General features: G+C 66.4%; 25 protein-coding genes and 2 pseudogenes. 21 read left to right on the top strand and 6 right to left on the bottom strand.

Annotation, left to right across the window (positions count from 1 at the left end; translation table 11 throughout):
• The first annotated feature begins 65 nt into the window (after positions 1-65).
• The 3 genes from ppk2 to N4S67_RS09140 are packed head-to-tail and all read left to right on the top strand — an operon-like array spanning position 66 to position 2,813.
• Positions 66-920 carry a polyphosphate kinase 2 gene (gene ppk2 / locus N4S67_RS09150; protein ID WP_260992629.1) on the top strand — a complete coding sequence of 285 codons (855 nt, stop codon included), beginning with the start codon at positions 66-68 and terminating at the stop codon, positions 918-920.
• Between the two features lie 32 nt (positions 921-952).
• A complete protein-coding gene (locus tag N4S67_RS09145) occupies positions 953-1,804 on the top strand; it encodes a hypothetical protein (protein ID WP_260992628.1) in 852 nt (283 codons plus the stop codon).
• A gap of 25 nt (positions 1,805-1,829) precedes the next feature.
• Positions 1,830-2,813, top strand: a complete 984-nt coding sequence (locus N4S67_RS09140) for a DUF2889 domain-containing protein (RefSeq protein WP_260992627.1) — start codon at positions 1,830-1,832, stop codon at positions 2,811-2,813.
• On the opposite strand, the gene N4S67_RS09135 is transcribed toward N4S67_RS09140, so the two are convergent.
• Positions 2,810-3,715, bottom strand: coding sequence for a crotonase/enoyl-CoA hydratase family protein (locus N4S67_RS09135; RefSeq protein WP_260992626.1), 906 nt, complete (start codon positions 3,713-3,715; stop codon positions 2,810-2,812). The genes N4S67_RS09140 and N4S67_RS09135 overlap by 4 nt on opposite strands.
• A 41-nt stretch (positions 3,716-3,756) precedes the next feature.
• Between N4S67_RS09135 and N4S67_RS09130 the strand changes: the two genes are divergently transcribed.
• From N4S67_RS09130 to N4S67_RS09120, 3 genes are all read left to right on the top strand, one after another.
• On the top strand, positions 3,757-5,097 hold the full coding sequence (locus N4S67_RS09130; protein WP_260992625.1) for a cytochrome P450: 1,341 nt from the start codon (positions 3,757-3,759) through the stop codon (positions 5,095-5,097).
• 62 nt (positions 5,098-5,159) lie between these two features.
• Positions 5,160-6,080, top strand: coding sequence for an EfeM/EfeO family lipoprotein (locus N4S67_RS09125; RefSeq protein ID WP_260992624.1), 921 nt, complete (start codon positions 5,160-5,162; stop codon positions 6,078-6,080).
• Complete coding sequence (locus tag N4S67_RS09120; protein ID WP_260992623.1) at positions 6,077-7,339, top strand: Dyp-type peroxidase; 1,263 nt, start codon at positions 6,077-6,079, stop codon at positions 7,337-7,339. Before N4S67_RS09125 ends, N4S67_RS09120 begins: the two co-directional genes overlap by 4 nt.
• Here N4S67_RS09120 and N4S67_RS09115 read toward each other — a convergent pair.
• Positions 7,324-9,366: pseudogene (locus N4S67_RS09115) on the bottom strand (prolyl oligopeptidase family serine peptidase); the annotation flags it as partial. The gene N4S67_RS09120 and the pseudogene N4S67_RS09115 sit on opposite strands and share 16 nt — an antisense overlap.
• A 21-nt stretch (positions 9,367-9,387) precedes the next feature.
• Between N4S67_RS09115 and adh the strand changes: the two are divergent.
• From adh to N4S67_RS09085, 6 genes are all read left to right on the top strand, one after another.
• Positions 9,388-10,911, top strand: coding sequence for an aldehyde dehydrogenase (gene adh, locus N4S67_RS09110; protein WP_260992622.1), 1,524 nt, complete (start codon positions 9,388-9,390; stop codon positions 10,909-10,911).
• An 87-nt stretch (positions 10,912-10,998) separates the two neighbouring features.
• Positions 10,999-11,508, top strand: a complete 510-nt coding sequence (locus tag N4S67_RS09105; RefSeq protein WP_260992621.1) for a DUF779 domain-containing protein — start codon at positions 10,999-11,001, stop codon at positions 11,506-11,508.
• Between the two features lie 27 nt (positions 11,509-11,535).
• The gene (locus N4S67_RS09100) at positions 11,536-11,814 is read left to right on the top strand and encodes a putative holin (RefSeq protein ID WP_260992620.1); all 279 of its coding nucleotides are present in this window, start codon (positions 11,536-11,538) and stop codon (positions 11,812-11,814) included.
• Positions 11,807-12,277 carry a hypothetical protein gene (locus N4S67_RS09095; RefSeq protein WP_260992619.1) on the top strand — a complete coding sequence of 157 codons (471 nt, stop codon included), beginning with the start codon at positions 11,807-11,809 and terminating at the stop codon, positions 12,275-12,277. The genes N4S67_RS09100 and N4S67_RS09095 overlap by 8 nt, the downstream gene beginning before the upstream one ends.
• A 9-nt stretch (positions 12,278-12,286) precedes the next feature.
• Positions 12,287-13,687, top strand: a complete 1,401-nt coding sequence (gene lpdA, locus N4S67_RS09090; RefSeq protein WP_260992618.1) for a dihydrolipoyl dehydrogenase — start codon at positions 12,287-12,289, stop codon at positions 13,685-13,687.
• Positions 13,684-13,953 carry a hypothetical protein gene (locus N4S67_RS09085; protein ID WP_260992617.1) on the top strand — a complete coding sequence of 90 codons (270 nt, stop codon included), beginning with the start codon at positions 13,684-13,686 and terminating at the stop codon, positions 13,951-13,953. The genes lpdA and N4S67_RS09085 overlap by 4 nt, the downstream gene beginning before the upstream one ends.
• Here the strand turns inward: N4S67_RS09085 and N4S67_RS09080 are convergent.
• Together N4S67_RS09080 and ramB are read right to left on the bottom strand one after the other, a co-directional pair.
• The gene (locus N4S67_RS09080) at positions 13,950-14,501 is read right to left on the bottom strand and encodes a carboxymuconolactone decarboxylase family protein (protein ID WP_260992616.1); all 552 of its coding nucleotides are present in this window, start codon (positions 14,499-14,501) and stop codon (positions 13,950-13,952) included. The two genes, N4S67_RS09085 and N4S67_RS09080, sit on opposite strands and share 4 nt — an antisense overlap.
• A 28-nt stretch (positions 14,502-14,529) precedes the next feature.
• Positions 14,530-15,951: an acetate metabolism transcriptional regulator RamB gene (gene ramB, locus N4S67_RS09075; RefSeq protein ID WP_260992615.1), complete on the bottom strand. Its 1,422-nt coding sequence runs from the start codon at positions 15,949-15,951 to the stop codon at positions 14,530-14,532.
• Between the two features lie 135 nt (positions 15,952-16,086).
• Between ramB and N4S67_RS09070 the strand changes: the two genes are divergently transcribed.
• The 3 genes from N4S67_RS09070 (at position 16,087) to N4S67_RS09060 (ending at position 19,334) form a co-directional block, all read left to right on the top strand.
• The gene (locus tag N4S67_RS09070; RefSeq protein ID WP_260993060.1) at positions 16,087-16,860 is read left to right on the top strand and encodes an acyl-[acyl-carrier-protein] thioesterase; all 774 of its coding nucleotides are present in this window, start codon (positions 16,087-16,089) and stop codon (positions 16,858-16,860) included.
• A 267-nt stretch (positions 16,861-17,127) separates the two neighbouring features.
• Entirely contained in the window at positions 17,128-18,414 is a 1,287-nt protein-coding gene (aceA, locus tag N4S67_RS09065) for an isocitrate lyase (protein ID WP_260992614.1), read from the top strand.
• Positions 18,415-18,479: 65 nt separating this feature from the next.
• A complete protein-coding gene (locus N4S67_RS09060) occupies positions 18,480-19,334 on the top strand; it encodes a 3-hydroxybutyryl-CoA dehydrogenase (RefSeq protein ID WP_260992613.1) in 855 nt (284 codons plus the stop codon).
• Between the two features lie 3 nt (positions 19,335-19,337).
• Here N4S67_RS09060 and N4S67_RS09055 read toward each other — a convergent pair whose 3' ends face one another.
• Positions 19,338-20,177, bottom strand: coding sequence for a polyphosphate kinase 2 family protein (locus N4S67_RS09055; RefSeq protein ID WP_260992612.1), 840 nt, complete (start codon positions 20,175-20,177; stop codon positions 19,338-19,340).
• Entirely contained in the window at positions 20,174-20,881 is a 708-nt protein-coding gene (locus N4S67_RS09050) for a TetR/AcrR family transcriptional regulator (RefSeq protein WP_260992611.1), read from the bottom strand. The genes N4S67_RS09055 and N4S67_RS09050 overlap by 4 nt, the downstream gene beginning before the upstream one ends.
• Positions 20,882-20,984: 103 nt before the next feature.
• On the opposite strand from N4S67_RS09050, the gene N4S67_RS09045 reads away from it, so the two are divergent.
• From N4S67_RS09045 to deoC, 6 genes and pseudogenes are all read left to right on the top strand, one after another.
• Positions 20,985-22,313, top strand: a complete 1,329-nt coding sequence (locus N4S67_RS09045; RefSeq protein WP_260992610.1) for a DUF445 domain-containing protein — start codon at positions 20,985-20,987, stop codon at positions 22,311-22,313.
• A gap of 90 nt (positions 22,314-22,403) precedes the next feature.
• Positions 22,404-22,850, top strand: a complete 447-nt coding sequence (locus N4S67_RS09040) for a helix-turn-helix domain-containing protein (RefSeq protein WP_260992609.1) — start codon at positions 22,404-22,406, stop codon at positions 22,848-22,850.
• A 538-nt stretch (positions 22,851-23,388) separates the two neighbouring features.
• A pseudogene (locus N4S67_RS28040) lies at positions 23,389-23,523 on the top strand (hypothetical protein); the annotation flags it as partial.
• A gap of 65 nt (positions 23,524-23,588) precedes the next feature.
• Positions 23,589-23,870, top strand: a complete 282-nt coding sequence (locus N4S67_RS09030; protein ID WP_260992607.1) for a DUF2516 family protein — start codon at positions 23,589-23,591, stop codon at positions 23,868-23,870.
• 8 nt (positions 23,871-23,878) lie between these two features.
• Positions 23,879-24,277, top strand: coding sequence for a DUF2599 domain-containing protein (locus N4S67_RS09025; RefSeq protein ID WP_260993059.1), 399 nt, complete (start codon positions 23,879-23,881; stop codon positions 24,275-24,277).
• Entirely contained in the window at positions 24,278-24,985 is a 708-nt protein-coding gene (deoC, locus tag N4S67_RS09020) for a deoxyribose-phosphate aldolase (RefSeq protein ID WP_260992606.1), read from the top strand.
• Positions 24,986-24,989: the final 4 nt, after the last annotated feature.

Below are 24,989 nucleotides of genomic sequence, written 5' to 3'. Positions count from 1 at the left end.
GCGTCCGCACCCGCCGTTCACCGAACCGTCACCTCGGCGTCCGCGTGCGTCGATACGTTCTGCCGGTGACTTTGGATTCGCACGGCTACCGTGTGCGCGACGACGACGATGACGACCCCGTGTTGCTGGACCCCAGCGGGCTGTCAGTCGACACCTGGCGGGAGAACTACCCGTACAGCGAGCGCATGAGCCGCGACGAGTACGAGGAGCAGAAGCGCCTGCTGCAGATCGAGTTGCTGAAACTGCAGAAGTGGAGCCAGGCCAACGGTCACCGGCACGTCATCGTGTTCGAGGGCCGCGACGCGGCGGGCAAGGGCGGCACGATCAAGCGGTTCATGGAGCACCTCAACCCCCGCGGCGCCCGGGTGGTGGCCTTGGAGAAGCCGACTGAGAAGGAACGCACCCAGTGGTATTTCCAGCGCTACGTCAGCCATCTGCCGCACGCCGGGGAGATCGTCATGTTCGACCGGTCCTGGTACAACCGCGCCGGTGTCGAGCGGGTGATGGGTTTCTGCAGCCCCAGGCAGCATGCCGAGTTCATCCGCCAGGTGCCGCTGTTCGAGCAGATGTTGGTCAACGACGGGATCAGCCTGACCAAGCTGTGGTTCTCGGTGTCGCCGTCCGAGCAGCGCACCCGCTTCACCATCCGCCAGGTCGACCCGGTCCGGCAGTGGAAGCTCTCGCCGACCGACGTTGCGTCACTGGACAAGTGGGATGACTACACCGCGGCCAAGGAAGACATGTTCGCATGGACCGACACCGAGGTCGCACCGTGGACGGTGGTCAAGAGCAACGACAAGAAGCGCGCGCGGGTCAATGCGATGCGCTACGTGTTGAGTAAGTTCGACTACGACAACAAGGACCATGAGGTGGTCGGCAGGCCCGACCCGCTCATCGTGGGACGCGCCCTTTCCGACTGACGTCGAGTCGGCGCGTCCGGCAAGGAGGACGCGTGCGGTTGGTGACGACCGTGTTTCTGTGGCTCGTCACCACGGTCCTGCTCGCGGTCGCGGTGCCGACCATGTGGGCGCAGCGTCACGTGGTCAGCGAGGACGGCTACGCATCGATGGCCGCGTCGGCCGCCGACGACGCGCAGTTGCAGCAAGCGATGGCGTCGGAGTTGACGACCCAGATCCTCGCCTTCGCCTCCGACAACGGCTTCGAACTCAACCGCGACCTCGTGCACGGCGTGGCCGCCGGCTATACCGGCAACGCGGGTTTCCCCGGCCAGTTCGCCGCGGCCAACCGCATCGCCCACCGCTGGATGTTCACCGATTCGGCGCAGCAGGAGCAGGGGTCGCAGGGTCGCTGGCTGATCGACATCGCGCCGATGCTCAACGATCCGTCGCTGCGCGAGACGCTGGGCAATCTGGATCTCGACGTCCCGCAGACGCTGACGGTACCGATCACCGTGCCCGAGACGACGGGACTGCGGCCGGGAAAGTTGCGGGTGCTGGCGACGTGGGGACCGTGGGTCAGCATCGGCGCAACGATCCTGACGGGCGTGTTCGCGCTGCTCACGTTGTCGGCTGCGCGAGCGCGCGGCAAAGCCATTGCCGCGCTTGGCGTATCGGCGCTACTGGTAGGCGCGGCGGGATGGGCCGGCTTCGAGATCGCGCGGGGCTATGTCAACGACGCGCTCAACCGCACCACCGGTGACATCCGGACGGTCGCCGATGTGATGGTCAACCATGCCGAGGACAGCCTGCACACCTGGCTGAACATCACGCTGGCGGCAGGCGGCGTGCTGGTGGTGCTCGGCGTGGTCGCGGCGATGCTAGGTGGCTTGCGCCGACCGCAGTAGCCGCACCGACCGGTACCGTTCTCGCATGCCGTTCGTCTCGGACATCGTGGGGCCGCAGCACCCCGTCCGGACGGACGCACCGCTCGCGGCGGGAGCGCTGCGGCGCACCAGCACCATCGACACCCATCCGGCCGGTCCCGGCGCGTCACATGTGGACCTTCGGGCGCGTGATGTGGCAGCCGCGGGGGACGGGGTGAACGTGCTCGGCGACGTGCGGGTGCGCGCCCACCTCGCCGAGCGGGTGATCGAGGACATCGGGTCGACGCCCCCCGACGTGCGGCTCGCGCAGTTGCTGGGCAACCGGATCGGACCCGGATTCCGGGCGACGGTGGCGACGCTGCTGCCCGACGAGGTCGCGCGCTCCAGCCTCCTTCACCTGCTGCTCGACGACTGGGTGGGGGCAGCCCTGGTCGCCGGATACTCCGTGCAGCACGCCGCGATCGTGGCCGGCGTCGAGGAGAAACTGCCCGCGGGCACCGCCGACCGAATGGCCGGCATCTGCGCGGGTTTCGCGCCGCAAGCCTCACTCGTCGGATACGCAAGGCGCAACGGCACCATTCCGTCGGTGCACGGGCCGGTGGCTCCGCCAATCGGGGCGGCGGGCTTACACCCCGTCGAACCGTTGCGCGCCCACGGGATGCGACGGTTGCGACGGCTCGACCTGTGCCCGGTCGACGAATCGTCGGCTCAGTTCGATGCGCACTTCCGTGATTCCCACGTCGACGGCGACGGCGTCGAGACAATCGTGCACGAATACACCGTCGCCGGTTCGGTCCAGACGTCGACGCGCACCGTCACGGCGGTGACAGCCGACGTCCGGGTGCTGCCGTGGCAGGAATGCCCTCAGGCGATCGGGAGCGCGGCGCGGATCCGGGGGATGACGCTGGGCGAGATGCGCGAGCGTATTCGCCGCGAATTCGTCGGGACCAGCACGTGCACGCACCTCAACGACACGCTGCGCGCGATCGCCGATCTCGACGCCCTCCTCGACCTGCGCGCCGGGCTCTAGGGTTCGATGATGTGCGACGGGTCGGGACGCTTGTCGGGCGGGGCCTGGCTGTAGTCGCCCCACGGGCCGTCACGCCTTTCCACCGCGGCCCGAACCCCCTGCGCTCCAGCGGTTTCAATGAAAGACAGCGCCTCAGGAGTGTTGCGCATCAGCCCGTCGAGAATGCCGCCGAGCGTCTGCGTCGAAGCCAGACCCATGTTCTCGTAGGCCTGGTTGACGATCAGCTTCTGCGCCTGCAACTGGGAGAGCGGGATCCGCGCCAGCCTACCTGCCACCTCTTTGACCCGGGCCTCGAGCCTGTCGAACGGCACGGACTCGTTGATGAGTTCGACTGCGGCAGCTTCTGTCCCGGTGAGTGGTTCACCCGTGAGCGAATGCCACTTCACCTTGGCCAGGCTCAGGCGGTATAGCCACATGCCGGTCAGGTAAGCCCCCCACATGCGGGCATACGGCGTCCCGATCACGGCGTCGTCGCTGGCGATGACAATGTCGGCGCACAGCGCGTAGTCGCTTGCGCCGCCGACACACCAGCCATGTACCTGTGCGATAACGGGTTTCGACGCGCGCCAGATAGCCATGAACTTCTGAGTTGGACCGGTCTCGCGCGCGCTGACCATCGCGAAATCCTTACCGGGATCCCAGCGTCCGTCGGTGTTCATCGCCTCGCCCCAGTGCGTGAAGCCACCGCCGAAGTCGTAGCCGCCGGAGAACGCGAGGCCCGCGCCGCGCAGCACGACGACCTTGACGGCGGGGTCGCGCTCGGCCAGTCCGATCGCCGATTCGATCTCGTCGGGCATCGGCGGCACGATCGTGTTGAGGTGCTCGGGCCGGTTCAGCGTGACGGTCGCGATCGGTCCATCCGTCGTGTAGAGCAGCGTCTCGAACTGCGGCGATGTCGGCATCTCTGCAGTTTGACAGAGTCGGCCATGGGTAATCGGGGACCATGAAGAATCGCCTGACCGGCGCGCGCGCGGCGGCGGCGTTGACGGATTTGGGCTTCGCGTCGATCGCTGCCGGAGTGATCGCGCGGCGGCGTCCGGTCGTGCGACTGCTCGAGAAGCTGCAGGCCGACGAGCGCGCCGTGAAGCGGATGCAGCAGCTGCGCAGCGAATTCGGCCGCGGGCCAGTCGAATTGGTGTTGCCCGGCCGACGGATGGTGGTGATCATCGACCCGGAGGACGTGGGCCGGGTGCTTACCGGTGCCCCGAGGCCATTCGACCCGGCGAGCCAGGAGAAGCGCAAGGCGCTGCAGTGGTTTCAACCGCACGGTGTGCTGATCAGCCAGGGTTCCATTCGTCAGCAACGTCGTGCGCTCAACGACGTCGCGCTGGAATCCGGATGGGAACTGCACAGCCTGGCTCCGTCGGTTGTCGACGTGGTGGCCGACGAGGCGCGGCGGCTGATATCGGAGGCGGGCGCGCGGGGCCGGATGGACTCGGCGCAGTTCATGACCGCATGGTGGCGGATCGTGCGACGGCTGACTCTTGGCGATCGAGCACGCGACGACGAGGCGATTACCGACGAGCTGCGGCGGTTGCGCAAGGCAGGCAACTGGTCGTTCCTGGCGCTGCCGCACTACCGGATGCGCGCGAAATTCTTCGAGCACCTGTACCGCTACGTCGAGGAGCCGCAAGCGAACACGTTGGCCGGTGCGGTCGCCGCGGCCCCGGCCAGCGGAGCCGTTGACCCGGTGGGTCAGATTCCGCAATGGCTGTTCGCATTCGACGCCGCAGGCATGGCGACGCTTCGTGCCCTCGCGTTGTTGGCGACGCATCCGCAACAGCACGCCGATGCTCTGGAGGACGCCGGTGACCCGGGCCACGCCTCGCTGCGGCCCTACCTGCGCGGGTGCGTGCTGGAGTCGGTGCGGCTGTGGCCGACGACGCCGACGATTCTGCGCGACGCGGCCGAAGACACCGACGTGCGCGGCCAGACGATCGCGAAGGGCGACGGCGTCATGATCGTCGCGCCGGCCTTCCACCGCGATGCCGATCTGCTGCCGTTCGCGCACGAGTTCACCCCAGAGATCTGGCTCGACGGCCGAGCGCAGGAGCATCCGCAGTTGGTGCCGTTCTCGGCGGGGCCCGCCGAATGCCCCGGCCGCAACCTGGTGTTGTTGGTGACCGCCACGATGCTGGCCCATCTTGTGAGCGCTCTCGACGTCGAATTGGCATCGACACCGACGCTGTCATCGCAGCGGCCGCTACCGATGACGCTGAATCAGTTGGCGTTGGAGTTCGAGGTGCGAGCGCGCAGCAACCTCACCGCCGAGCCGCAATTTTAGGTGTGCCTACCCTCGCAGATGGCCAGGGTGTTATGTTCAGCCTCTCCGAGTGAGAGGTCCCAATGAACCGCTATTTCGCATGGTCCGTGCCGGTTGCGGCGGCGAGCCTGATTCTTTCCGGCTGCTCGAGCGAGGACTCCGGCGGTAGCGAAACCTCCACGTCGGCCGCGAGCGAGACCAGCGCATCCGCGGCGGCGCCGAACCCCGCCGTCGAAAAAGCAGCAACCGAATACAAGGCGTACGCGACGTCCCAGATCGACGAACTCGTCGGTGCCGTCAAGACGTTCACCGACGCCGTGCGGGCGAACAATCTGCAGGCCGCCCAGGACGCCTACGCTCCGTCGCGCCTGCCGTGGGAGCGCATCGAACCGCTGGCGGGCCTCGTCGAGGAGATCGACGGCAAGGTCGACGCCCGCGTCGACGACTTCGCCGGCGTCGACGATCCGGCGTTCACCGGCTGGCACCGCCTCGAGTACCTGTTGTTCCAGCAGAACACCACCGAAGGCGGCGCCCCGTTCGCCGACCAGCTCGACAAGGACGTCGCCACGCTCAAGGACCAGTTCGCTTCCGTCGAGGTGAAGCCGGTCGACGTCTCCACCGGTGCGGCCGAACTCATCGAAGAGGTGTCCGAAGGCAAGATCACCGGCGAGGAAGACCGTTATTCCAAGACCGACCTGTGGGACTTCGACGCCAACCTTCAGGGCTCGCAGGCCGCGGTCGACAAACTGAGTCAGGCTCTGTCGCAGACCGACCCGGCACTGCTGGGCAAGATCGACGCCGGCTTCGACCAGATCTTCGACACCATGCGGCCGCTGCGACGCGGTGACGGGTGGGTGCTGTTCTGCACGCAGAACGACCCGTATCCGTCGCCGCGCTGCCCCGAGGTGACCGTGGATCCGGCGATGATCGACAAGCTGAAGGCCGAACTCGCCGGCCTCTCCGAGAACCTGGCTCAGGTCTCCGGGGTGTTGAAGCTGCAGTGACTCAGCGGCGTTCGCGCTCGGGTATTTCACGACGAGGGTTTTTCACGGGGGCGCTGGGCGCCGGTGTCGCGGTAGGTGCCGGCGCGTCGCTGGCGGGCTGCTCGTCGTCCGAGCCGTCGCCCAAGGCCGCCCAGGAGGGCCGATTCGTTCCGTTCGAAGGGACGCATCAGACCGGCGTCACCGCGCTGCCGATTCCAGAACAGGGACTGATCGCCTCGTTCAACGTGCACGCCAAGGATCGTGCCGGGCTGACTGAGACGCTGCGCAAGCTGACCGAGGAGATTCGGGGACTGATGGCGGGCAAGCCGCCCGAGATCCGCGACCCCGCCTACCCGCCCGTCGACTCCGGCATCTTGGGTGACAAGCCGCCCGCCGACGACCTTTCGATAGTCGTCGGGGTCGGAGCATCTTTGTTCGACAAGCGGTTCGGTCTGGCTGACCGCAAGCCCAACGAACTTGTCACCATGCCGTTTCTGGCCAACGACAGGCTCGACCCCAAACTCTCGCACGGTGACATCTCGATCATCTTCGAAGCGGGCCACAACGACACGGTGCAGTTCGCGTTGCGCCAGTTGATGCGTCGCACCAGAAGCGATCTGGTGTTGCGGTGGATGGTCGATGGCTACGCCCGGGGGATCGGTGCGGGTCGTGTCTCGGAAACGGCGACCCCGCGAAACCTTCTGGGGTTCAAGGACGGAACAGCCAATCTCGACGTCGACGACAACGCTCTGATGGACCGCCACGTGTGGGTCGGACCCGGCGACGGCGAGCCCGAATGGGCGGTCGGCGGTTCATACCAGGCGGTGCGCATCATCCGTATGTTCGTCGAATTCTGGGACCGCACCCAGCTCGTCGAGCAGGAAGCGCTGATCGGCCGCAGCAAGATCAGCGGCGCCCCGCTGGGGCGCTCCGGCGAGTTCACCGATCCCGACTACGCCGAAGATCCTGACGGCAAGAGGATTCCGCTCACCGCACACATCCGCCTGGCGAACCCCCGCACGCCCGAAACCGAGCAAAACCTGATCCTTCGGCGCGGATTCAACTATTCCCGGGGTTTCGACGGCGCCGGGCGGCTCGATCAGGGGCTGGCCTTCATCGCCTACCAACGCAGTCTGGAGAAGGGTTTCCTGGCCGTGCAGCGCCGCCTGGCCGGCGAGCCACTCGAGGAATACATCCTGCCGGTCGGCGGGGGCTTCTTCTTCGTCCTGCCCGGCGTCACCGGGCAGGACCGATTCCTGGGCGATCAGTTGGTCAGCTGAGACCAGAGGAACTCGTAGATCAGCGCGGAGCGGAACGCGGTCTGGGCGTTGTCGGCCGCACCGGCATGGCCACCTTCGATGTTCTCGTAGTAGTGCACCGGATGGCCGGCAGCCTCGAGCGCCGCCGTCATCTTCCTGGCATGGCCCGGGTGGACGCGGTCGTCGCGGGTCGAGGTGGTGATCAGCACCGGTGGGTATCGGCGATCGGTCGAAATATTCTGGTACGGCGAGTATTTCGAGATGAATTCCCAGTCGTCCGGATCGTCGGGGTCGCCGTACTCAGCCACCCACGAGGCGCCGGCAAGCAGCAGGTGGAACCGGCGCATGTCGAGCAGCGGAACACTGCACACCAGCGCGCCGAACAGCTCCGGGTACTGGGTCAGCATGATGCCCATCAGCAGCCCGCCGTTGCTGCCGCCCTGGGCGCCGAGCTGCTCGACACTGGTGATGCCGCGGTCCACCAGATCCCGCGCCACCGCGGCGAAGTCCTCGGCGACGAGGTGCCTGCCCTCGCGCATGGCCTGGGTGTGCCACGTCGGACCGTATTCGCCGCCACCGCGGATGTTCGCCAGCACGTAGGTGCCGCCGCGGGCCAGCCACAGCCTGCCCAGCACACCGTCGTAGCCGGGTGTTCGTGCGACCTCGAACCCGCCGTAACCGCCGAGCAGGGTGGGCCCGGCCGCCCGCACATGGCGGTGGCTCACGACGAAGTACGGAATCGCCGTGCCGTCGGTCGACGTCGCGAAGTTCTGAGAGATGTCCAGGTCGGCGGCATCGAAGAACGACGGCGCCCGTTTGATCTCGGTCAGTTCGTCGCCGCCAGAAGCGTAGAGAAGCCGCGACGGCGTATCGAAACCGCTTGAGTCGAAGAAGATCTCGTCGCCCAGGTCGTCGGCGGTCGCGATGACGGTGTTGGCGTTGTCGGGAATGCCCGGAACCGACTCGGCGCGCCACAACCCTGGCGTGACGACTTGCACTCGGCTCGCGACGTCGGCCAGCGTCACCACGAACAACTTGTCCCGTGTCCACGCGTATTGGTACAGACTCGTGTGCTCGTCGGGCTCGAACACCACGGCCAATTCGGCGGTGCCGGAGAGAAACTCGTCATAATCGGCGGCCAGCAACGAGCCGGCCGCATACTCGGCACCGCCGCTGGACCAATCGGTGCGCAGCTCGATCAGCAGCCAGCCACGGTGCACCGACACCGTCGCATCGGTCGGGGCGTCGATCCGGATCAACTCGTTGCCGCGCACCTCGTAGACCTCTTCGTTGAAAAAGTCGATCGCACGGCTCAGTAGGATGCGCTCGAAACCAGGAGTGCGGTCCGCCGAGGCGCCCACCAGGACGTCGGTTTCAGCTCCGCTGAACAACGTCTCGGCGTCCTGCAGCGGCTGATCGCGACGCCAGCGTTTCACCAGTCGCGGGTATCCCGACTCGGTGAGCGAACCTTCGCCGAAGTCGGTGCCGATCAGAACGGTGTCCTCGTCCTCCCAGCTGATCTGCGTCTTGGCCTCCGGTACCTCGAAACCGTCGGTGACGAACTGCCGTGTCGCCATGTCGAATTCACGCACGATCGCCGCGTCTGAGCCGCCCGGAGACAATGAGATCAGCGCCCGCGAGTGGTCGGGTTCTATGACCGACGCTCCGGCCCACACCCACTTCTCGCCATCGGCGGCGGCAATCGCATCGATGTCGATGATCACGTCCCAGTCGGGTTCTTCGGTGCGGTAACTCGCGAGCGTCGTGCGCCGCCACAGCCCGCGCGGATTGTCCGCGTCGCGCCAGAAGTTGTAGAGGTACTCGCCGCGCCGCCGCACGTACGGAATGCGGGCATCGGTGTCGAGCACCTCGAGCGCCTCGGCGCGCATCTGCTCGAACCGGTCACCGCCGAACTCGGCGATCGTCGGTTCGTTGTGCGCGCGCACCCAGTCCAACGCGTCATCGCCGGTGATGTCCTCGAGCCAGAGATAGGGGTCGTCAGCCACAGCTCCATTGTGTCGGGGCGGCGTAGTGTGAGCGTCGTTACACCGTCCAGGGAGGAGTCCCCGATGACCGTTTACGCCCGGCCCGGATCAGCAGACGCGTTGATGTCGTATGAGTCCCGCTACGGAAACTTCATCGGTGGTGAGTGGGTGCCGCCTGCGTCGGGGGAGTACTTCGAGAATCCGACTCCCGTGACGGGTCAAGCCTTCTGCGAGGTGGCTCGCTCCACCGAGGCCGACATCGACAAGGCGCTCGACGCGGCGCACGGCGCCGCCACCGCATGGGGCAAGACGGCCGCGGGCGAACGCGCGGGCATCCTCAACAAGATCGCCGACCGCATCGAGGAGAACCTCGAGTCGCTGGCCCTGGCCGAGGCGTGGGACAACGGCAAGCCGATCCGCGAGACGCTGAACGCGGACCTGCCGCTGGCCATCGACCACTTCCGCTACTTCGCCGGCGCCATCCGCGCGCAGGAGGGCTCGCTGAGCCAGATCGACGACGACACCGTCGCCTACCACTTCCACGAACCGCTCGGCGTCGTCGGCCAGATCATCCCGTGGAACTTCCCGATCCTGATGGCCACGTGGAAGTTGGCCCCGGCGCTGGCGGCCGGCAACGCGATAGTGCTCAAACCCGCCGAACAGACGCCCGCGTCGATCCTTTACCTGATGTCGTTGATCGGTGACCTGTTGCCCGCCGGTGTACTGAACGTGGTCAACGGTTTCGGCGCCGAGGCGGGCAAGCCGCTGGCGTCATCGAACCGCATCGCCAAGATCGCGTTCACCGGTGAGACGACGACCGGCAGGCTGATCATGCAGTACGCGTCGCAGAACCTGATTCCCGTCACGCTGGAACTCGGCGGCAAGAGCCCGAACATCTTCTTCTCCGACGTGCTTGCCGCGGCCGACGACTACCAGGACAAGGCGTTGGAGGGCTTCGCGATGTTCGCCCTCAACCAGGGCGAGGTGTGCACGTGCCCGTCACGGTCGCTGATCCAGGCCGACATCTACGACGAGTTCCTGGAACTGGCCGCTATCCGCACCAAAGCGGTGCGTCAGGGCGATCCGCTCGACACCGAGACCATGATCGGCTCGCAGGCGTCCAACGATCAGCTCGAAAAGGTGTTGTCCTACATCGAGATCGGCAAGGACGAGGGCGCGCGCGTGGTCACCGGCGGTGAGCGGGCCGAACTCGGCGGCGACCTCAACGGCGGCTACTACGTGCAGCCGACGATCTTCGAGGGCCACAACAAGATGCGGATCTTCCAGGAGGAGATCTTCGGTCCGGTCGTGGCGGTGACGTCGTTCTCCGACTACGACGACGCGATCAGCATCGCCAACGACACGCTCTACGGGCTGGGCGCGGGTGTGTGGTCGCGCGACGGCAACGTCGCCTACCGCGCCGGGCGCGACATCAAGGCAGGCCGGGTGTGGACGAACTGCTATCACGCCTACCCCGCGCATGCGGCGTTCGGCGGCTACAAGCAGTCCGGCATCGGGCGCGAGAACCACAGGATGATGCTCGACCACTACCAGCAGACGAAGAACCTGCTGGTCTCCTACAGCAACAAGGCCCAGGGCTTCTTCTGATTCACCTTCGGCGCCAAACGTTCCTTACCACTCGATATTTCGCCGAATCTTCGAGTGGTAAGGAACGTTCGCGGAGACGGGGTGCGTATGGCTGAACTCCCGGCGCGGGCGCTGATCACCCGGGCCGCCGCCGACCTGTTGGAGCGACTGCAGGGCCGCCACGGCGCACTGATGTTCCACCAGTCCGGCGGCTGTTGCGACGGGTCGTCGCCGATGTGTTACCCCGACGGCGACTTCATCATCGGAGACCGCGATGTCCTGCTGGCTGTGTTCGACGTCGGCTTGCACGTCCAATCGGAAGGCGTGCCGGTGTGGATCTCCGGTCCGCAGTTCGAGGCGTGGAAGCACACCCAGTTGGTGATCGACGTCGTGCCCGGGCGCGGCGGCGGATTCAGCGTCGAGGCTCCCGAGGGTATGCGGTTCCTGTCGCGCGGCCGCGCCTTCACCGAAGAGGAGAATCGGCTGCTGGACGAACAGCCGCCGGTGACGGGCGCCGACTACGAGAAGGGCACGCGGCCGCCGTCGGCCGGAACGCACATCGTCGCCGAGGCCGTCGATGCTTGTCCGATTCCGTTGGGGCGTGGCTCAAAGGGTTAGCGGTTCCCCGGCGTTAACCTCAAAGACGTGATTCCGCTGCCGCGGGCCTGGGTGTTGACGAGTGCACTACTCGTCGGGGCCGCTGCCGGGCTGATACTCGGCATCGCCTCGACCCTGCTCGTGGATGCGGCGATGCGGCCGGACGTCGTGATCGCACTCGTCGTCGGCGTGCCCAGCGCAGTCGGAATGCTGATGATCCTGCTGTCGGGCAGACGATGGGTCACCGCGGCAGGCGCCTTCGTCCTCGCGATCGCACCTGGCTGGTTCGGTGTACTGGTGGCGATCCAGGCGGCACACGGTGTCTGACCTCGACGAACTGCCGGGCGATCCCACGGGACCCTTCACGCCGATGTTCACCGGTGAGATACCGGTCCAACATCCACCCCCGCCGCAAGAACCCGAGTTGCCGTCGGCGCCTGCCCTGCCCGTCGCCGTGCCCGGGGCCTACCAGTACCTGAAGCGGTGGACGTTCGTGCTCGTCGTCGCCTGTGTGTGGATCGCCGCCGCCGCGGCCGGATGGGGCCTCTACCACTGGTGGTATCACTCGCTCGACAAGACGGCCCCGGTGTTCGTCGTGCTGTGTTTCCTGATCGCGTGCACGGTCGGCGGATTGCTCACCGCGATGGTGCCCGGCAGGCCGGTCTTCTCGGCGCTGGCCGTCGCGATCACGTCGGCGCCGCTGGCCGCGACCGCCGCAGCGGCGGTGCTGCACGGCCTGTACTTCTGCGAATGGGCCAGCCGGTGTCTCGCGGGGGTCATTCCTTACTAGGGTGGGGGCGTGACCCACTATGACGTCGTCGTACTCGGAGCAGGCCCCGGCGGATACGTCGCGGCCATTCGCGCCGCCCAGCTTGGCCTGAACACCGCAGTCGTCGAACCCAAGTACTGGGGCGGCGTGTGCCTCAACGTCGGGTGCATCCCGTCGAAGTCGCTGCTGCGCAACGCCGAGCTGAACCACATCCTGACCAAGGACGCCAAGCTGTTCGGCATCAGCGGCGAGGCCAGCATGGACTACGGGGTGGCCTACGACCGCAGCCGCAAGGTGGCCGACGGCCGCGTGGCGGGCGTGCACTTCCTGATGAAGAAGAACAAGATCACCGAGATCAGCGGCTACGGAAAGTTCACCGACGACCACACGCTCGAGGTCGACCTCAACGAAGGCGACACCGAGAAGGTCACCTTCGACAACGCGATCATCGCCACCGGTGCCAGCACGCGCCTCGTGCCGGGCACCTCACTGTCGGAGAACGTCGTCACCTACGAAGAACAGATCATGCAGCGAGAACTGCCCGGGTCGATCGTGATCGCGGGTGCGGGCGCCATCGGCATGGAATTCGGCTACGTGATGAACAACTTCGGTGTGGACGTCACCATCGTCGAGTTCCTTCCACGCGCGCTGCCCAACGAGGACGCCGAGGTGTCCAAGGAGATCGAGAAGCAGTTCAAGAAGCTCGGCGTCAAGATCCTCACCGGCACGAAGGTCGAGTCGATCAAAGATGAGGGAGGCGACGGGCCCGTTGAAGTCACCGTCAGCAAGGACGGGAAGTCCGACACCCTCAAACCCGACAAAGTGTTGCAGGCCATCGGGTTCTCGCCCAACGTCGAAGGCTACGGCTTGGACAAGGCAGGGGTGGAGCTGACCGACCGCAAGGGGATCGGCGTCGACGACTACATGCGCACCAACGTGCCACACATCTACGCCATCGGCGACGTCACCGGCAAGCTGCAGCTCGCCCACGTCGCCGAGGCCATGGGTGTGGTTGCAGCCGAAACCATCGCCGGGGCAGAGACTTTGGCGCTGGGCGACTACCGGATGATGCCGCGCGCGACCTTCTGTCAGCCCCAGGTCGCCAGCTTCGGACTCACCGAGGAGCAGGCGCGCGAAGAGGGCTACGACGTCAAGGTCGCGAAGTTTCCGCTGACCGCCAACGCCAAGGCCCACGGCCTCGGCGACCCGAGCGGGTTCGTCAAACTGATCGCCGATGCCAAGTACGGGGAACTGCTCGGCGGTCACCTGATCGGACACGACGTCTCCGAACTGCTTCCGGAGCTGACCCTGGCGCAGAAGTGGGACCTGACCGTCAACGAGTTGGCCCGCAACGTGCACACCCACCCGACGCTGTCCGAGGCGCTGCAGGAGTGCTTCCACGGCCTCGCCGGACACATGATCAACTTTTGAGAGCGATCTGGGTCGCCGGCGTCGGCGGGTTGATCATCGGCCACATCCTGTGGCTGGCCGGCATATCCCTTGCCACGGCCACCACTTCGGTCAGCACGTGGGTGTTGGTCGTCGCGGCGGTGTCGTTCGTCGTCGGCGCGGCCCTGGGCTGGCTGGGGTGGCGCCTTTATCAGCGCAAGTCCGAGGTGTGGGCCGCGTTTCTATGGATGCTGCCCGCGTCGCCGGTGCTCCTGTCGGTGGTCGTGCTCGGAGTGACGTACCTCTAGTCGGGGAAGTCGAGCGGGACGCCCAGCGTGGTGATCGTCGCCGCGAGCCCGTCGTACTGCGCGGCGAGCAGGCAGAATTCGATCAGTTGAGGCTTGGTGAGGTGGCCGGACAGCACGGCCCAGGTCTGTTGTGACACACCCCGGGTGACGACGAACTCGTCGGTCGCGGTGATCAGTGCGCGCTGTCGGTCGGTCAACCCCTCGGCGTCGGGGCCCTCGAAGATCTTCTTCTGCAGGTCCGGGCCGATGCCGCGGGTCCGGGCGAGCCGGCGATGCTGCTGTAGTTCGTATTCGCAGTCGCGCAGGTGCCCGACGCGCAGGATGACGACCTCGGCGTCCTTCACCGAGAGCTTGCTCAGCATTCCGAGCAGCATGCCGCTGTAGGGCAACCAGGCCAGGAACAGAAGGCGGTGCTGGCCAAGCACATTGAAGAGGCTGAATCGCGGCGCCCTGATCGCTCGCGCACCCAGTTTGGCGATGGCCCAGTTGAGAGGACCGAGTTCCTTGAAGCCGCCGGGCGAGATGCGCGCCGGCTCGATTGCACTCACCGAAACGAGTCTATAGGCGTGGTCCGGCCTACTGCTGCTTGACCAGGTACGGCGAGACGGTGCTGCGGTGCTCGTCGAGATCGAGTGCGCGGCCCAGGGCGGGGAAGGCGCGCTGCGGACAGTTGTCGCGCTCGCACACTCGGCAGCCCGCCCCGATCGGCGTCGCGATGTCGCCGGACAGGTCCAGTCCCTCGGAGTAGACCAGGCGGTGCGCATGGCGCAGTTCGCAGCCGAGGCCGATCGCGAACGTCTTGCCTGGCTGCCCATAGCGCGACGCGCGGCGCTCAACGGTGCGCGCCACCCACATGTAGTTGCGCCCGTCGGGCATCTGCGCGACCTGCACTCCGATCTTGCCCGGGTTGGCGAACGTCTCGTAGACGTTCCAAAGCGGGCAGGTGCCGCCGCTGGACGAGAAGTGAAACCCGGTGGCGGACTGTCGCTTCGACATGTTGCCGGCGCGGTCCACCCGGATGAACGACAACGGCACCCCCCGCATGGACGGTCGCTGCAGCGTCGAGAGCCGGTGGGCGACGGTTTCGTAGCTGACCGAGTAGAAGGCCGACAGCCGCTCGACGTCGTATCGGAAGTTCTCGGCGACGTCGTGGAACTGCCCGTAGGGCAGCACTGTCGCGGCCGCGAAGTAGTTGGCCAGCCCGAGACGGGCCAGGGTCGCCGACTCCTCGCTGGTGAACTTGCCCTCGGCGACCAGCTTGTCGATCAACTCCCCGAATTCCAGGTACGCCAATTCGGCGGCCATCTTGAACACCGTCTGCCCCGAGGAGAGGTGGTTGCTGATCTCCAGCGTTTTGGTCGCCGGATCGAAGCGGTGCAGCACCGAGTCGCCCAGGCTGATCCGGCGCACGATGCGCACCCCGTGCACCATGGTCAGTCGGTCCGACAGCTCGCGGGCCAGTTCCGCGCGGTGCATCCGCATGCGGATGGTCAGGTCTTCGGCCGCCGTGTCGAGTTCGTGCAGATAGTTCTGTCGTTCGTAGAAGTAGTCGCGCACTTCCTCGTGCGGCATGGTGATCGAGCCGGTTCCGCTGCCACTGCCGCCCGAGAACCGGTCCTCGGTGACGGCGGCCAGCTGCGTGTGCGCCAATTGATAGCGCCGGTGCAGATTGACCATCGCGCGGGCCATGTTCGGGTGAGTGGCGACCAGGTCGGCGACCTCGGCGAGGTCGATGTCGATGTCGAGATCGCGATCCAGCATCACCTCGCGCAGTTCGGCCACCAGGCGGGTGTCGTCCTGAGAGGCGAAGAACGTCGCATCGACGCCGAACAGCTCGGCGATCCGCAGGAGCACGGCCACGGTGAGCGGACGCACGTCGTGTTCGATCTGGTTCAGGTAGCTCGGCGAGATCTCCAGCATCTGGGCCAGCGCCGCCTGGCTGAATCCGCGCTCGCTACGAAGTTGTCGAACGCGCGAGCCGACGAACGTTTTCGCCACGTCAGCCAGCATAGCTTCGCTGTGAAGACGCTCTTCGCATTGTTGGCAGCCGGTCCCGCTGTGGCAGGATCGAATGCCGTGAGTACCAAGGGTGGACCAGGCGCAAGGCCTTCGCAGGGCCTCTTCAAGGCTCTGATGCCCGTCCCCGATCCACACCCCGACGTGTTCGACATCCAGTGGCCACTGCGGGTCGCCGATGTGGACCGGGTGGGCCGGCTGAAGTTCGACGCCGCGACCCGTCATATTCAGGACATCGGTTCGGATCAGTTGCGCGAGATGGGCTTCCAGGAAACGCATCCGCTCTGGATCGTGCGCCGCACGATGATCGACATGATCAAGCCCATCGAGTTCCAGGACATCCTGCGCCTTCGGCGGTGGTGTTCGGGCACGTCCAACCGGTGGTGTGAGATGCGGGTGCGCATCGACGGCCGCAAGGGCGGTCTCATCGAGTCCGAGGCGTTCTGGATCAACATCAACCGGGAGACGCAGGGGCCCGCGCGCATCTCCGACGACTTCCTCGAAGGTCTGCGGCGCACCACCGATGTCGACCGGTTGCGATTCAAGGCCTACCTGTCGCCCGGCAGCCGCGACGACGCTGCGGAGATTCGTGACTATCCGATCCGCGTCAGCGACATCGACATCTTCGACCACATGAACAACTCGGTGTATTGGTCGGTGATCGAGGACTACCTCTACAACCATCCCGACCTGGTGCGGTATCCGCTGCGGGTGACCATCGAGCACGACGCCGCCGTCGCGCTGGGCGACAAACTCGAGATCATCTCGCACGTGCACCCGCCGGGATCGACCGAGCAGTTCGGTCCCGAACTCACCGACCGCACTGTTACAACGCTCACATATGCGGTCGGCGAGGAGGCCAAAGCCATCGCCGCGATCTTCTCGCTCTGATTACCGCGCCGTTAACAGTACGGGCGTACTGACCTGCGAAAACCGCCTACCGGCGGGTAACTTCTGAACCGGTCAAGGAGTAAATCACCTTCGCAAGATTCGCAAGGTTCTGGCGATCATTGGCGAAAATTGGCAACTGAAACGGCTGGACCTGCATAGACGCCGTGGTGCATCCTCGAAATAGCGGAACGGCAAAGCCGTTCGGGCGTTAACAAGCCGGGTATGCCGGCAGCGCCACAGCCTAGTGAACGATTCGAAGGAGCACCCATGTCGACCGTTGGCCAGCCGAAGTCACCGGAGGAAATCCAGAAGGACTGGGACACCAACCCCCGCTGGAAGAACATCACCCGCGAGTACACCGCCGAGGACGTCGTGGCCCTGCAGGGTTCCGTCGTCGAGGAGGCCACGCTGGCCCGCCGCGGCGCGGAGGTGCTCTGGAACCAGCTGCACGACATGGAGTTCGTCAACGCGCTCGGCGCGCTGACCGGCAACATGGCCGTCCAGCAGGTGCGCGCCGGCCTGAAGGCCATCTATCTCTCGGGGTGGCAGGTCGCCGGTGACGCGAACCTGTCCGGCCACACCTACCCGGACCAGAGCCTGTACCCGGCCAACTCGGTGCCGCAGGTCGTCCGCCGCATCAACAACGCCCTGCTGCGCGCCGACGAGATCGCCAAGGTCGAGGGCGATACGTCGGTCGAGAACTGGCTCGCGCCCATCGTCGCCGACGGCGAGGCCGGCTTCGGCGGTGCGCTCAACGTCTACGAGCTGCAGAAGGCGATGATCTCCGCCGGCGTCGCGGGCTCGCACTGGGAGGACCAGCTGGCTTCGGAGAAGAAGTGTGGTCACCTCGGTGGCAAGGTGCTGATCCCGACCCAGCAGCACATCCGCACGCTGACCTCGGCTCGCCTGGCGGCCGACGTCGCCGACGTGCCTACGGTCGTCATCGCCCGCACCGACGCCGAGGCCGCCACGCTGATCACCTCCGACGTCGACGAGCGCGACCGCCCGTTCATCACCGGTGAGCGGACGAAGGAAGGCTTCTACCGGGTGCGCAACGGTTTGGAGCCGTGCATCGCCCGCGCCAAGGCCTACGCGCCGTACTCCGACCTGATCTGGATGGAGACCGGCACGCCGGACCTGGAGCTGGCGGCGAAGTTCGCCGAGGGCGTCAAGAGCGAGTTCCCGGACCAGATGCTGGCCTACAACTGCTCGCCGTCGTTCAACTGGCGCAAGCATCTCGACGACGCGACCATCGCGAAGTTCCAGAAGGAGCTCGGCGCGATGGGCTTCAAGTTCCAGTTCATCACGCTGGCCGGCTTCCATGCCCTGAACTACTCGATGTTCGATCTGGCCTACGGCTACGCCCGCAACCAGATGAGCGCGTACGTCGAGCTGCAGGAGCGTGAATTCGACGCCGAGGAGCGGGGTTACACCGCGACCAAGCACCAGCGCGAGGTCGGCGCCGGTTACTTCGACCGGATCGCCACCACCGTCGACCCGAACTCGTCGACCACCGCGCTCGCGGGTTCGACCGAAGAGGGGCAGTTCCACTAGGAGTTGATAGCGTCAGGCCCCGTCCATCATTGGGCGGGGCTTGATGCTGTCTAAGGGAGTCACCAGTGAGCATTGAACGGGTAGGCGTTGTCGGCGCGGGGCAGATGGGCGGCGGCATCGCCGAGGTGTGCGCGAAGGCCGGGGCGGACGTCGTCGTCTTCGAGCCGACCGAAGAGCTGGCGAACGCGGGCCGTGACCGCATCACCGGGTCGCTGGAGCGCGCGGCGAAGAAGGGCAAACTGTCCGAGGGCGAGCGCGACGCGGCGCTGGGGCGGCTCACGTTCACGACCTCGCTCGCCGACCTGGCGGACCGTCAGCTCGTGATCGAGGCGGTTGTCGAGGACGAAGCGGTCAAGGGCAAGATCTTCGCGCAACTCGACGAGATCATCACCGATCCCGACGCGGTGCTCGCGTCGAACACCTCGAGCATCCCGATCATGAAAATCGCTGCGGCGACGAAGAATCCGTCGCGGGTGCTGGGGTTGCACTTCTTCAACCCGGTCCCGGTGCTGCCGTTGGTGGAACTGGTCAACACGTTGGTGACGTCTGACGGTGCGCTCGCGCGCACCGAGCAGTTCGCGAGTGAGGTGCTGGGCAAGCAGGTCGTGCGGTGTAGCGACCGGTCCGGCTTCGTGGTCAACGCGCTGCTGGTGCCCTATCTGCTGTCGGCGATCCGCATGGTCGAGGCGGGCGTCGCGACAGTCGAGGACGTCGACACGGCGATTGTGGCCGGACTGTCGCATCCGATGGGCCCGCTGCGGCTGTCGGATCTCATCGGTCTGGACACCATGAAGCTGATCGCGGACTCGATGTACGACGAATTGAGGGACGCGCACTACGCCCCGCCGCCGCTGCTGCTGCGGATGGTCGAGGCCGGCCAGCTCGGCAAGAAGTCGGGCCAGGGCTTCTACTCGTACTAGGGCCTAAGCGTCGAGCAGGCGCTTGCGTTCCGCCTCGACATCGAAATCTGCTGCGGGCCACGACAAGTCGAGGCTCTCAAGCGCCTGAATCAGCAGCTCGGTGACCGCGAGACGGCTGTACCAGCGCTTGTCGCATGGCACCACATGCCACGGCGCGTAATCCGTCGAGGTGCGGTCCAGCACCGCCTGGTAGGCCTCCTGATACTTCGGCCACTCCAAGCGCTCGTCGATGTCGCCGGGGTTGTATTTCCAGTACTTCGTCGGATCGTCGAGCCGCTCGAGCAGTTGTCTCTTCTGCTCGTCGAGCGAGATGAACATCGCGACCTTGACCAGCCGCACCCCGCTGTCGACGAGTTCGCGCTCGAACGCATTGATCTCGTCGTAGCGCGCACCCCACACCTCCGGCGCGACGAGGTTGTGCACCCGAACGATCAACACGTCCTCGTAGTGTGAGCGGTCGAACACCCCGATGTGTCCGGCAGGCGGCAGCGCCTTGCGGATTCGCCACAGGTAGTCGTGCGCCAGCTCCTCCTCCGTCGGCTTGCCGAAGCTGGTATACCGCACACCCATCGGATTGACCGCGCCGACAACATGTTTGACGATCCCGCCCTTGCCTGCGGCATCCATGCCCTGCAGCACCAGCAGCACTGAGCGGGTGTCGTCGGCGGCCTTGTGGCTGGCGTAGAGCATCTCCTGCAGTTCGGTTAGGCGCGCACTGCGTTCCGCCTGCACGGGAGCCGCGTCGGCTTTCGCACCGGAAAACCCGGGCGTCGCACTGGTGTCGATGTCGGCGACTGACTGGCCGGGCGCAAAGACGAGCTGGGCAGGTATCGAAGAGCTCATTCCTGCAGCTTATGTTTCGGCAAAGCCGGTGAGGGGTGCGCTTGGCTGCGGAACTTCTCCAACGACCCGCCGACCTCGACGATGCCGCACAGCGCGTTCCACGACAGCATCGTGAGGTAGTCGATCAGCTCGTCGGCGGTCATCCGGCGGTTCGTCATCCACGAGTGCGTGGCCAGCTGGACCCCGCCGACGGTGTGGTACGCCCACGGCTCGACGCCGCCGGTGTCCATGCCTGCGGTCATCATGCGGCGGCGCAGCATCACCGCGAGCATGCGCGCGATGATCTGCTCGGAGGTCGCGACGGCCTTGCTCTTGCTGGCCGAGTTGTTGGCCATGACGAACTGATACGGCTCCGGCTCGGAGGCCACGGTTTCGACATAGACGCGGATGATCTCGCGGGTGAGCTCGTAGCCGTCCAGATCCGACGACAGCGCACGCGCCATGTTCGGGATCAGCGTGGTCTGCGCGAAGCGCATCATCACCGCGGTGGTGAGGTCGTTCTTGTCGACGAAGTAGCGGTAAAGCACCGTCTTGGAGACCCCGATCTCGGCCGCGATCTCGTCCATGCTGACGTTGCTGCCCAGTCGACGGATGGCTTCGAGGGTGCCGTCGACCAGCTCATTGCGCCGCTCCACCTTGTGCTGGTGCCAGCGTCGCTTGCGGCCATCGGTCTTGACCGCAATCGCGTGAGCCTGCTGTGCCACTGTGCCCGTGATCCGTTCCCTAGTTCTCCTTGATACTACGGCTGATCTTGACCTCAGGCGTTGTCGGACGGTCCGCGCCGCCGCAGTAGCGGATGATGGAACGGTGGCACACAGACCCCACGCCGGTGGCCCGGCTCTGAACCCGCCGCGGGCCGGCTTTGCCGAGTCGCTGGCCGCGGCCGATTCAGCTGCCGACGCGGAGCGCGCCCGCTCGTTGCGGCGGATGAAACTCGTCGCTCTGAGCTTCCTGATCGGTGCGACGATCGTCTTCCTGCTCTGCAGCTGGGCGCAGGCCGACGGCGCCGCAGCCTGGGTCGGATACGTCCGGGCCGCCGCCGAAGCCGGCATGGTCGGCGCGCTCGCCGACTGGTTCGCGGTGACGGCGCTGTTTCGGCATCCGTTGCGGATCCCCATTCCGCACACCGCGATCATCAAGCGCAAGAAGGACCAGCTCGGCGAGGGCCTCGGCACATTCGTGCGCGAGAACTTCCTGTCGCCCGAGGTCGTGGCGACCAAGCTGCGTGACGCGGAGGTCGCGGGCCGGATGGGCAAATGGCTCTCCGAGCCGACGCACGCCGAACGTGTCGCCGCCGAAGCCTCGACCGTGCTGAGGGTTCTCGTCGAGATGCTGCGCGACGAGGACGTCCAGCACGTGCTCGACCGGATGATCATCAAGCGCGTCGCCGAACCGCAATGGGGCCCGCCGATCGGGCGCGTATTGGGCACGCTGCTTGCCGAGGGCCGCCAGGAGGCGCTGCTGCAGCTGCTGGCCGACCGGGCCTTTCAGTGGTCGCTCAACGCGGGCGACATCATCGAGCGGGTCATCGAGCGCGACTCGCCGACCTGGTCGCCGCGCTGGGTCGACCACCTCGTCGGCGACCGCATCCACCGCGAGCTGATGGACTTCACCGACAAGGTGCGGCGCAACCCCGACCACGAACTGCGGCGCTCTGCCACCCGGTTCCTGTTCGAGTTCGCCGACGACCTGCAGAACGACGACGCCACCATCGCGCGCGCCGAGAACGTCAAGGACCAGATCATGGCCCGCGACGAGGTAGCCAAGGCCGCCGAAACCGCGTGGAACGCGGCGAAACGGATCATCCTCGAGTCGGTCGACGACCCGTCGTCGGCGCTGCGCACCCGCATCGCCGACTCCGTGGTGCACATCGGCGAATCCCTGCGCGACGACGGCGACCTGCGCGACAAGGTCGACAACTGGATCATCCGGGCCGCCCAGCACCTGGTCGCCGAGTATGGGGTGGAGATCACAGCGATCATCACCGAAACGATCGAGCGGTGGGACGCCGATGAGGCGAGCCGCCGCATCGAATTGCACGTCGGCCGTGACCTGCAATTCATCCGGATCAACGGCACCGTGGTGGGCTCGCTGGCCGGCCTCGCGATCTATTCGATAGCCCAGCTACTCTTCTGACCTGCGCTAACTAGTGCTTGCAAAAGTTAGCACCCCGTCGTACGGTTGTCTTCGTCGCTTGGATAACCGACGCAATCGAGGGGTCTACGCATGCCGCAGGATGAAAATCTGGCTGTCGTCGTATCCACCGCCGCGCAGAGCGCAGCGATGGACATCGGCAGCTTCATCCGCACGCAACGTGAGGCAGCGCAGGTGTCCGTGCGGCAACTGGCCGAGAAGGCCGGCGTCAGCAATCCCTACCTGAGCCAGATCGAGCGGGGATTGCGCAAACCCTCGGCCGATGTGCTCAACCAGATCGCCAAGGCACTGCGGGTCTCTGCGGAGGTGCTCTACGTGAGGGCCGGAATCCTGGAACCCAGTGTCAACAGCGAGGTGCGCGACGCCATCGTCACCGACTCGGCGATCACGGAGCGGCAAAAGCAGGTGCTGCTCGAGATCTACACGTCGTTTCGCCAGCAGAACGAAGCTGCAGACGCCGAGGCCGGAGGCTCCGAGGCGAACAGCCTCAAGACACCAGAGGAGCCGACGACTGACTGATACGAGAACAACAGCGCAGCAGAGATCCCAATCAAGACCTGAGAAAGGACCTAGAAACATGGCCAAGAACACCCCGGCTAAGAACCAGCCCAATGTCGACGACCTGAAGGCCCCGCTGCTCGCCGCGGTCGGCGCCGCCGACCTGGCGCTCGAGCGGGTCAACGAGATCGTCGCCACCCTGCGTGAGCGTGCAGGCGAAGCCCGCACCGACACCCAGAGCCGCGCCGCGGAGACCCGCGCCCGGGTGAACCGGCTGCAGGACGACCTGCCCGGCCTGCGTGACCGGCTGAGCTCCGACGAGCTGCGCAAGTTCGCCGAGACGTACGCCGATGCCGCGCAGTCGACCTACAACAAGCTGATCGAGCGCGGCGAGGCTGCTCTCGAGCGGCTGCGCACCCAGCCCGGCGTCACCGACGCGGCGAACCGCGTCGAGGGCTACACCGACCAGGCTGTCGAGCTGACCCAGGAAGCGCTGGGCAACGTCGCCGCGCAGACCCGCGCGGTGGGCGAGCGTGCCGCCAAGCTGGTCGGCGTCGAGCTGCCGAAGAAGGCCGACAAGGGCGCTGCGCCGGTCAAGAAGGCTGCCAAGAAGGCGCCGGCCAAGTCCGCGGCGAAGGCCCCGGCCAAGAAGGCTCCGGCCAAGAAGGCCCCGGCCAAGAAGGTCACCCAGAAGTAAGCATCGACACGCGTCGTTGACGCGAGTCGACTAAGGGGGCGTAACCCGCCTAGGCTTAGAGCGTGCAGCTCCAAGGCCTTGTGGGTTACGTCCTCTTTGCGTTGCAGATCGCGGTCGTCGCGACGGCGGTGTACGCGGTGGTGCACGCCGCGATGCAGCGCCCGGACGCCTACACCGCAGCCGACAAACTCACCAAGCCCGTGTGGCTGGTGATCCTCGGCGTCGGCATCGTGCTGGCTCTGCTGCTCGGCATCACCGGCACCGCGATCGCGGCCGTCGCCGCAGGCGTGTATCTGGTCGACGTGCGACCCAAGATCCTCGAGGTGCAAGGGAAGTCGCGCTAGTGCGTCTTATGATCGCCGTCGCCGCCGCGGCGACGGCGATGTTCGCGCCCCTGATCGCGGCGCCCGCCGCTTCGGCCGATCCCGCACCACCGTTCGTCGACCATGTCGAGTGGGCCAAGTGGGGCGACCTGTCGAGCCTGCGGGTCTATCCGACCCCGGCCGGGCGCCAGGCCACGGGCCTGGCCGCTCCGACCCTGGCCGACGCCGCGTGGAATGAGGTGTTGACCCTGGCGCCCGACGCCGACATCCCCGGAATGAAGGCGCAGTTCGTCTGCCACTGGGAGTTCGCCGAACTGGGCAGGCCCGGGAAGGTCAGCTGGAACCTCGAGCCCTGGCGCAACGAGGTGTCCGATCAGGAGATGGTCGCGGCCGGGTGCAATCCCGGCGGCACCGAAGAACCGTTCTAGATGCGGCGGCGGGCAGGAGCGGAGCGACCCGGGGGTCGGCAGGGCCCTACCCGCGGCGAAGTGGCCGCGCTCGTCGACCACACCCTGCTCAAACCCGAAGCCACCGAAGCCGACGTTCGCGCGCTCACTGAGGAGGCCGCAGCTCTCGGTGTGTACGCCGTGTGCGTGTCGCCGTCGATGGTGCCTGCCGTCAAACCGTCTGGCCCGCAGAAGATCTGCGCGGTCGTGGGATTCCCGTCCGGCAAGCACCTTTCGGCGATGAAGGCGCAGGAGGCTCGGCTCGCCGTGGCCGCAGGCGCGGACGAGATAGACATGGTGATCGACGTCGGCGCGGCGTTGTCCGGTGACTTCGACTCCGTGCGCGCCGAGGTCGCCGCGGTGCGCGACGCGATCGGCGAGCACGTATTGCTGAAGGTGATCGTGGAGTCCGCCGCGCTGCTGAGCCTCGGGGGCGACCAGACCCTCGTGCAGGCGTGCCGCGCGGCCGTCGGCGCCGATTTCGTCAAGACCTCCACCGGTTTTCACCCCAGCGGCGGCGCGTCAACGCGCGCGGTGGAGTTGATGGTCGCCGCCGTCGGTCCCGACGTGTCGGTTAAAGCCAGCGGCGGCATCCGCACCGCCGCCGACGCCGTCGCGATGCTCGACGCCGGCGCCAAGCGGCTGGGATTGTCGGGCACCCGCGCAGTGCTCGACGGGCTCGCCGGCTGAGCCG

The organism is Mycobacterium deserti (genome assembly GCF_025345615.1).
Taxonomy (GTDB): Bacteria; Actinomycetota; Actinomycetes; order Mycobacteriales; family Mycobacteriaceae; genus Mycobacterium; species Mycobacterium deserti.
This window is presented reverse-complemented; position numbering and strand designations above follow the sequence as displayed.

Coding starts and splice junctions, on each gene's coding strand:
- N4S67_RS09040 (WP_260992609.1), top strand. CDS start 22,404: ATGCCGCAGGATGAAAATCTGGCTGTCGTCGTATCCACCGCCGCGCAG.
- N4S67_RS09025 (WP_260993059.1), top strand. CDS start 23,879: ATGATCGCCGTCGCCGCCGCGGCGACGGCGATGTTCGCGCCCCTGATC.
- N4S67_RS09070 (WP_260993060.1), top strand. CDS start 16,087: ATGCCCGTCCCCGATCCACACCCCGACGTGTTCGACATCCAGTGGCCA.
- N4S67_RS09130 (WP_260992625.1), top strand. CDS start 3,757: ATGAAGAATCGCCTGACCGGCGCGCGCGCGGCGGCGGCGTTGACGGAT.
- adh (WP_260992622.1), top strand. CDS start 9,388: ATGACCGTTTACGCCCGGCCCGGATCAGCAGACGCGTTGATGTCGTAT.
- N4S67_RS09055 (WP_260992612.1), bottom strand. CDS start 20,177: ATGAGCTCTTCGATACCTGCCCAGCTCGTCTTTGCGCCCGGCCAGTCA.
- N4S67_RS09140 (WP_260992627.1), top strand. CDS start 1,830: ATGCCGTTCGTCTCGGACATCGTGGGGCCGCAGCACCCCGTCCGGACG.
- aceA (WP_260992614.1), top strand. CDS start 17,128: ATGTCGACCGTTGGCCAGCCGAAGTCACCGGAGGAAATCCAGAAGGAC.
- deoC (WP_260992606.1), top strand. CDS start 24,278: ATGCGGCGGCGGGCAGGAGCGGAGCGACCCGGGGGTCGGCAGGGCCCT.
- N4S67_RS09105 (WP_260992621.1), top strand. CDS start 10,999: ATGGCTGAACTCCCGGCGCGGGCGCTGATCACCCGGGCCGCCGCCGAC.
- N4S67_RS09135 (WP_260992626.1), bottom strand. CDS start 3,715: ATGCCGACATCGCCGCAGTTCGAGACGCTGCTCTACACGACGGATGGA.
- N4S67_RS09125 (WP_260992624.1), top strand. CDS start 5,160: ATGAACCGCTATTTCGCATGGTCCGTGCCGGTTGCGGCGGCGAGCCTG.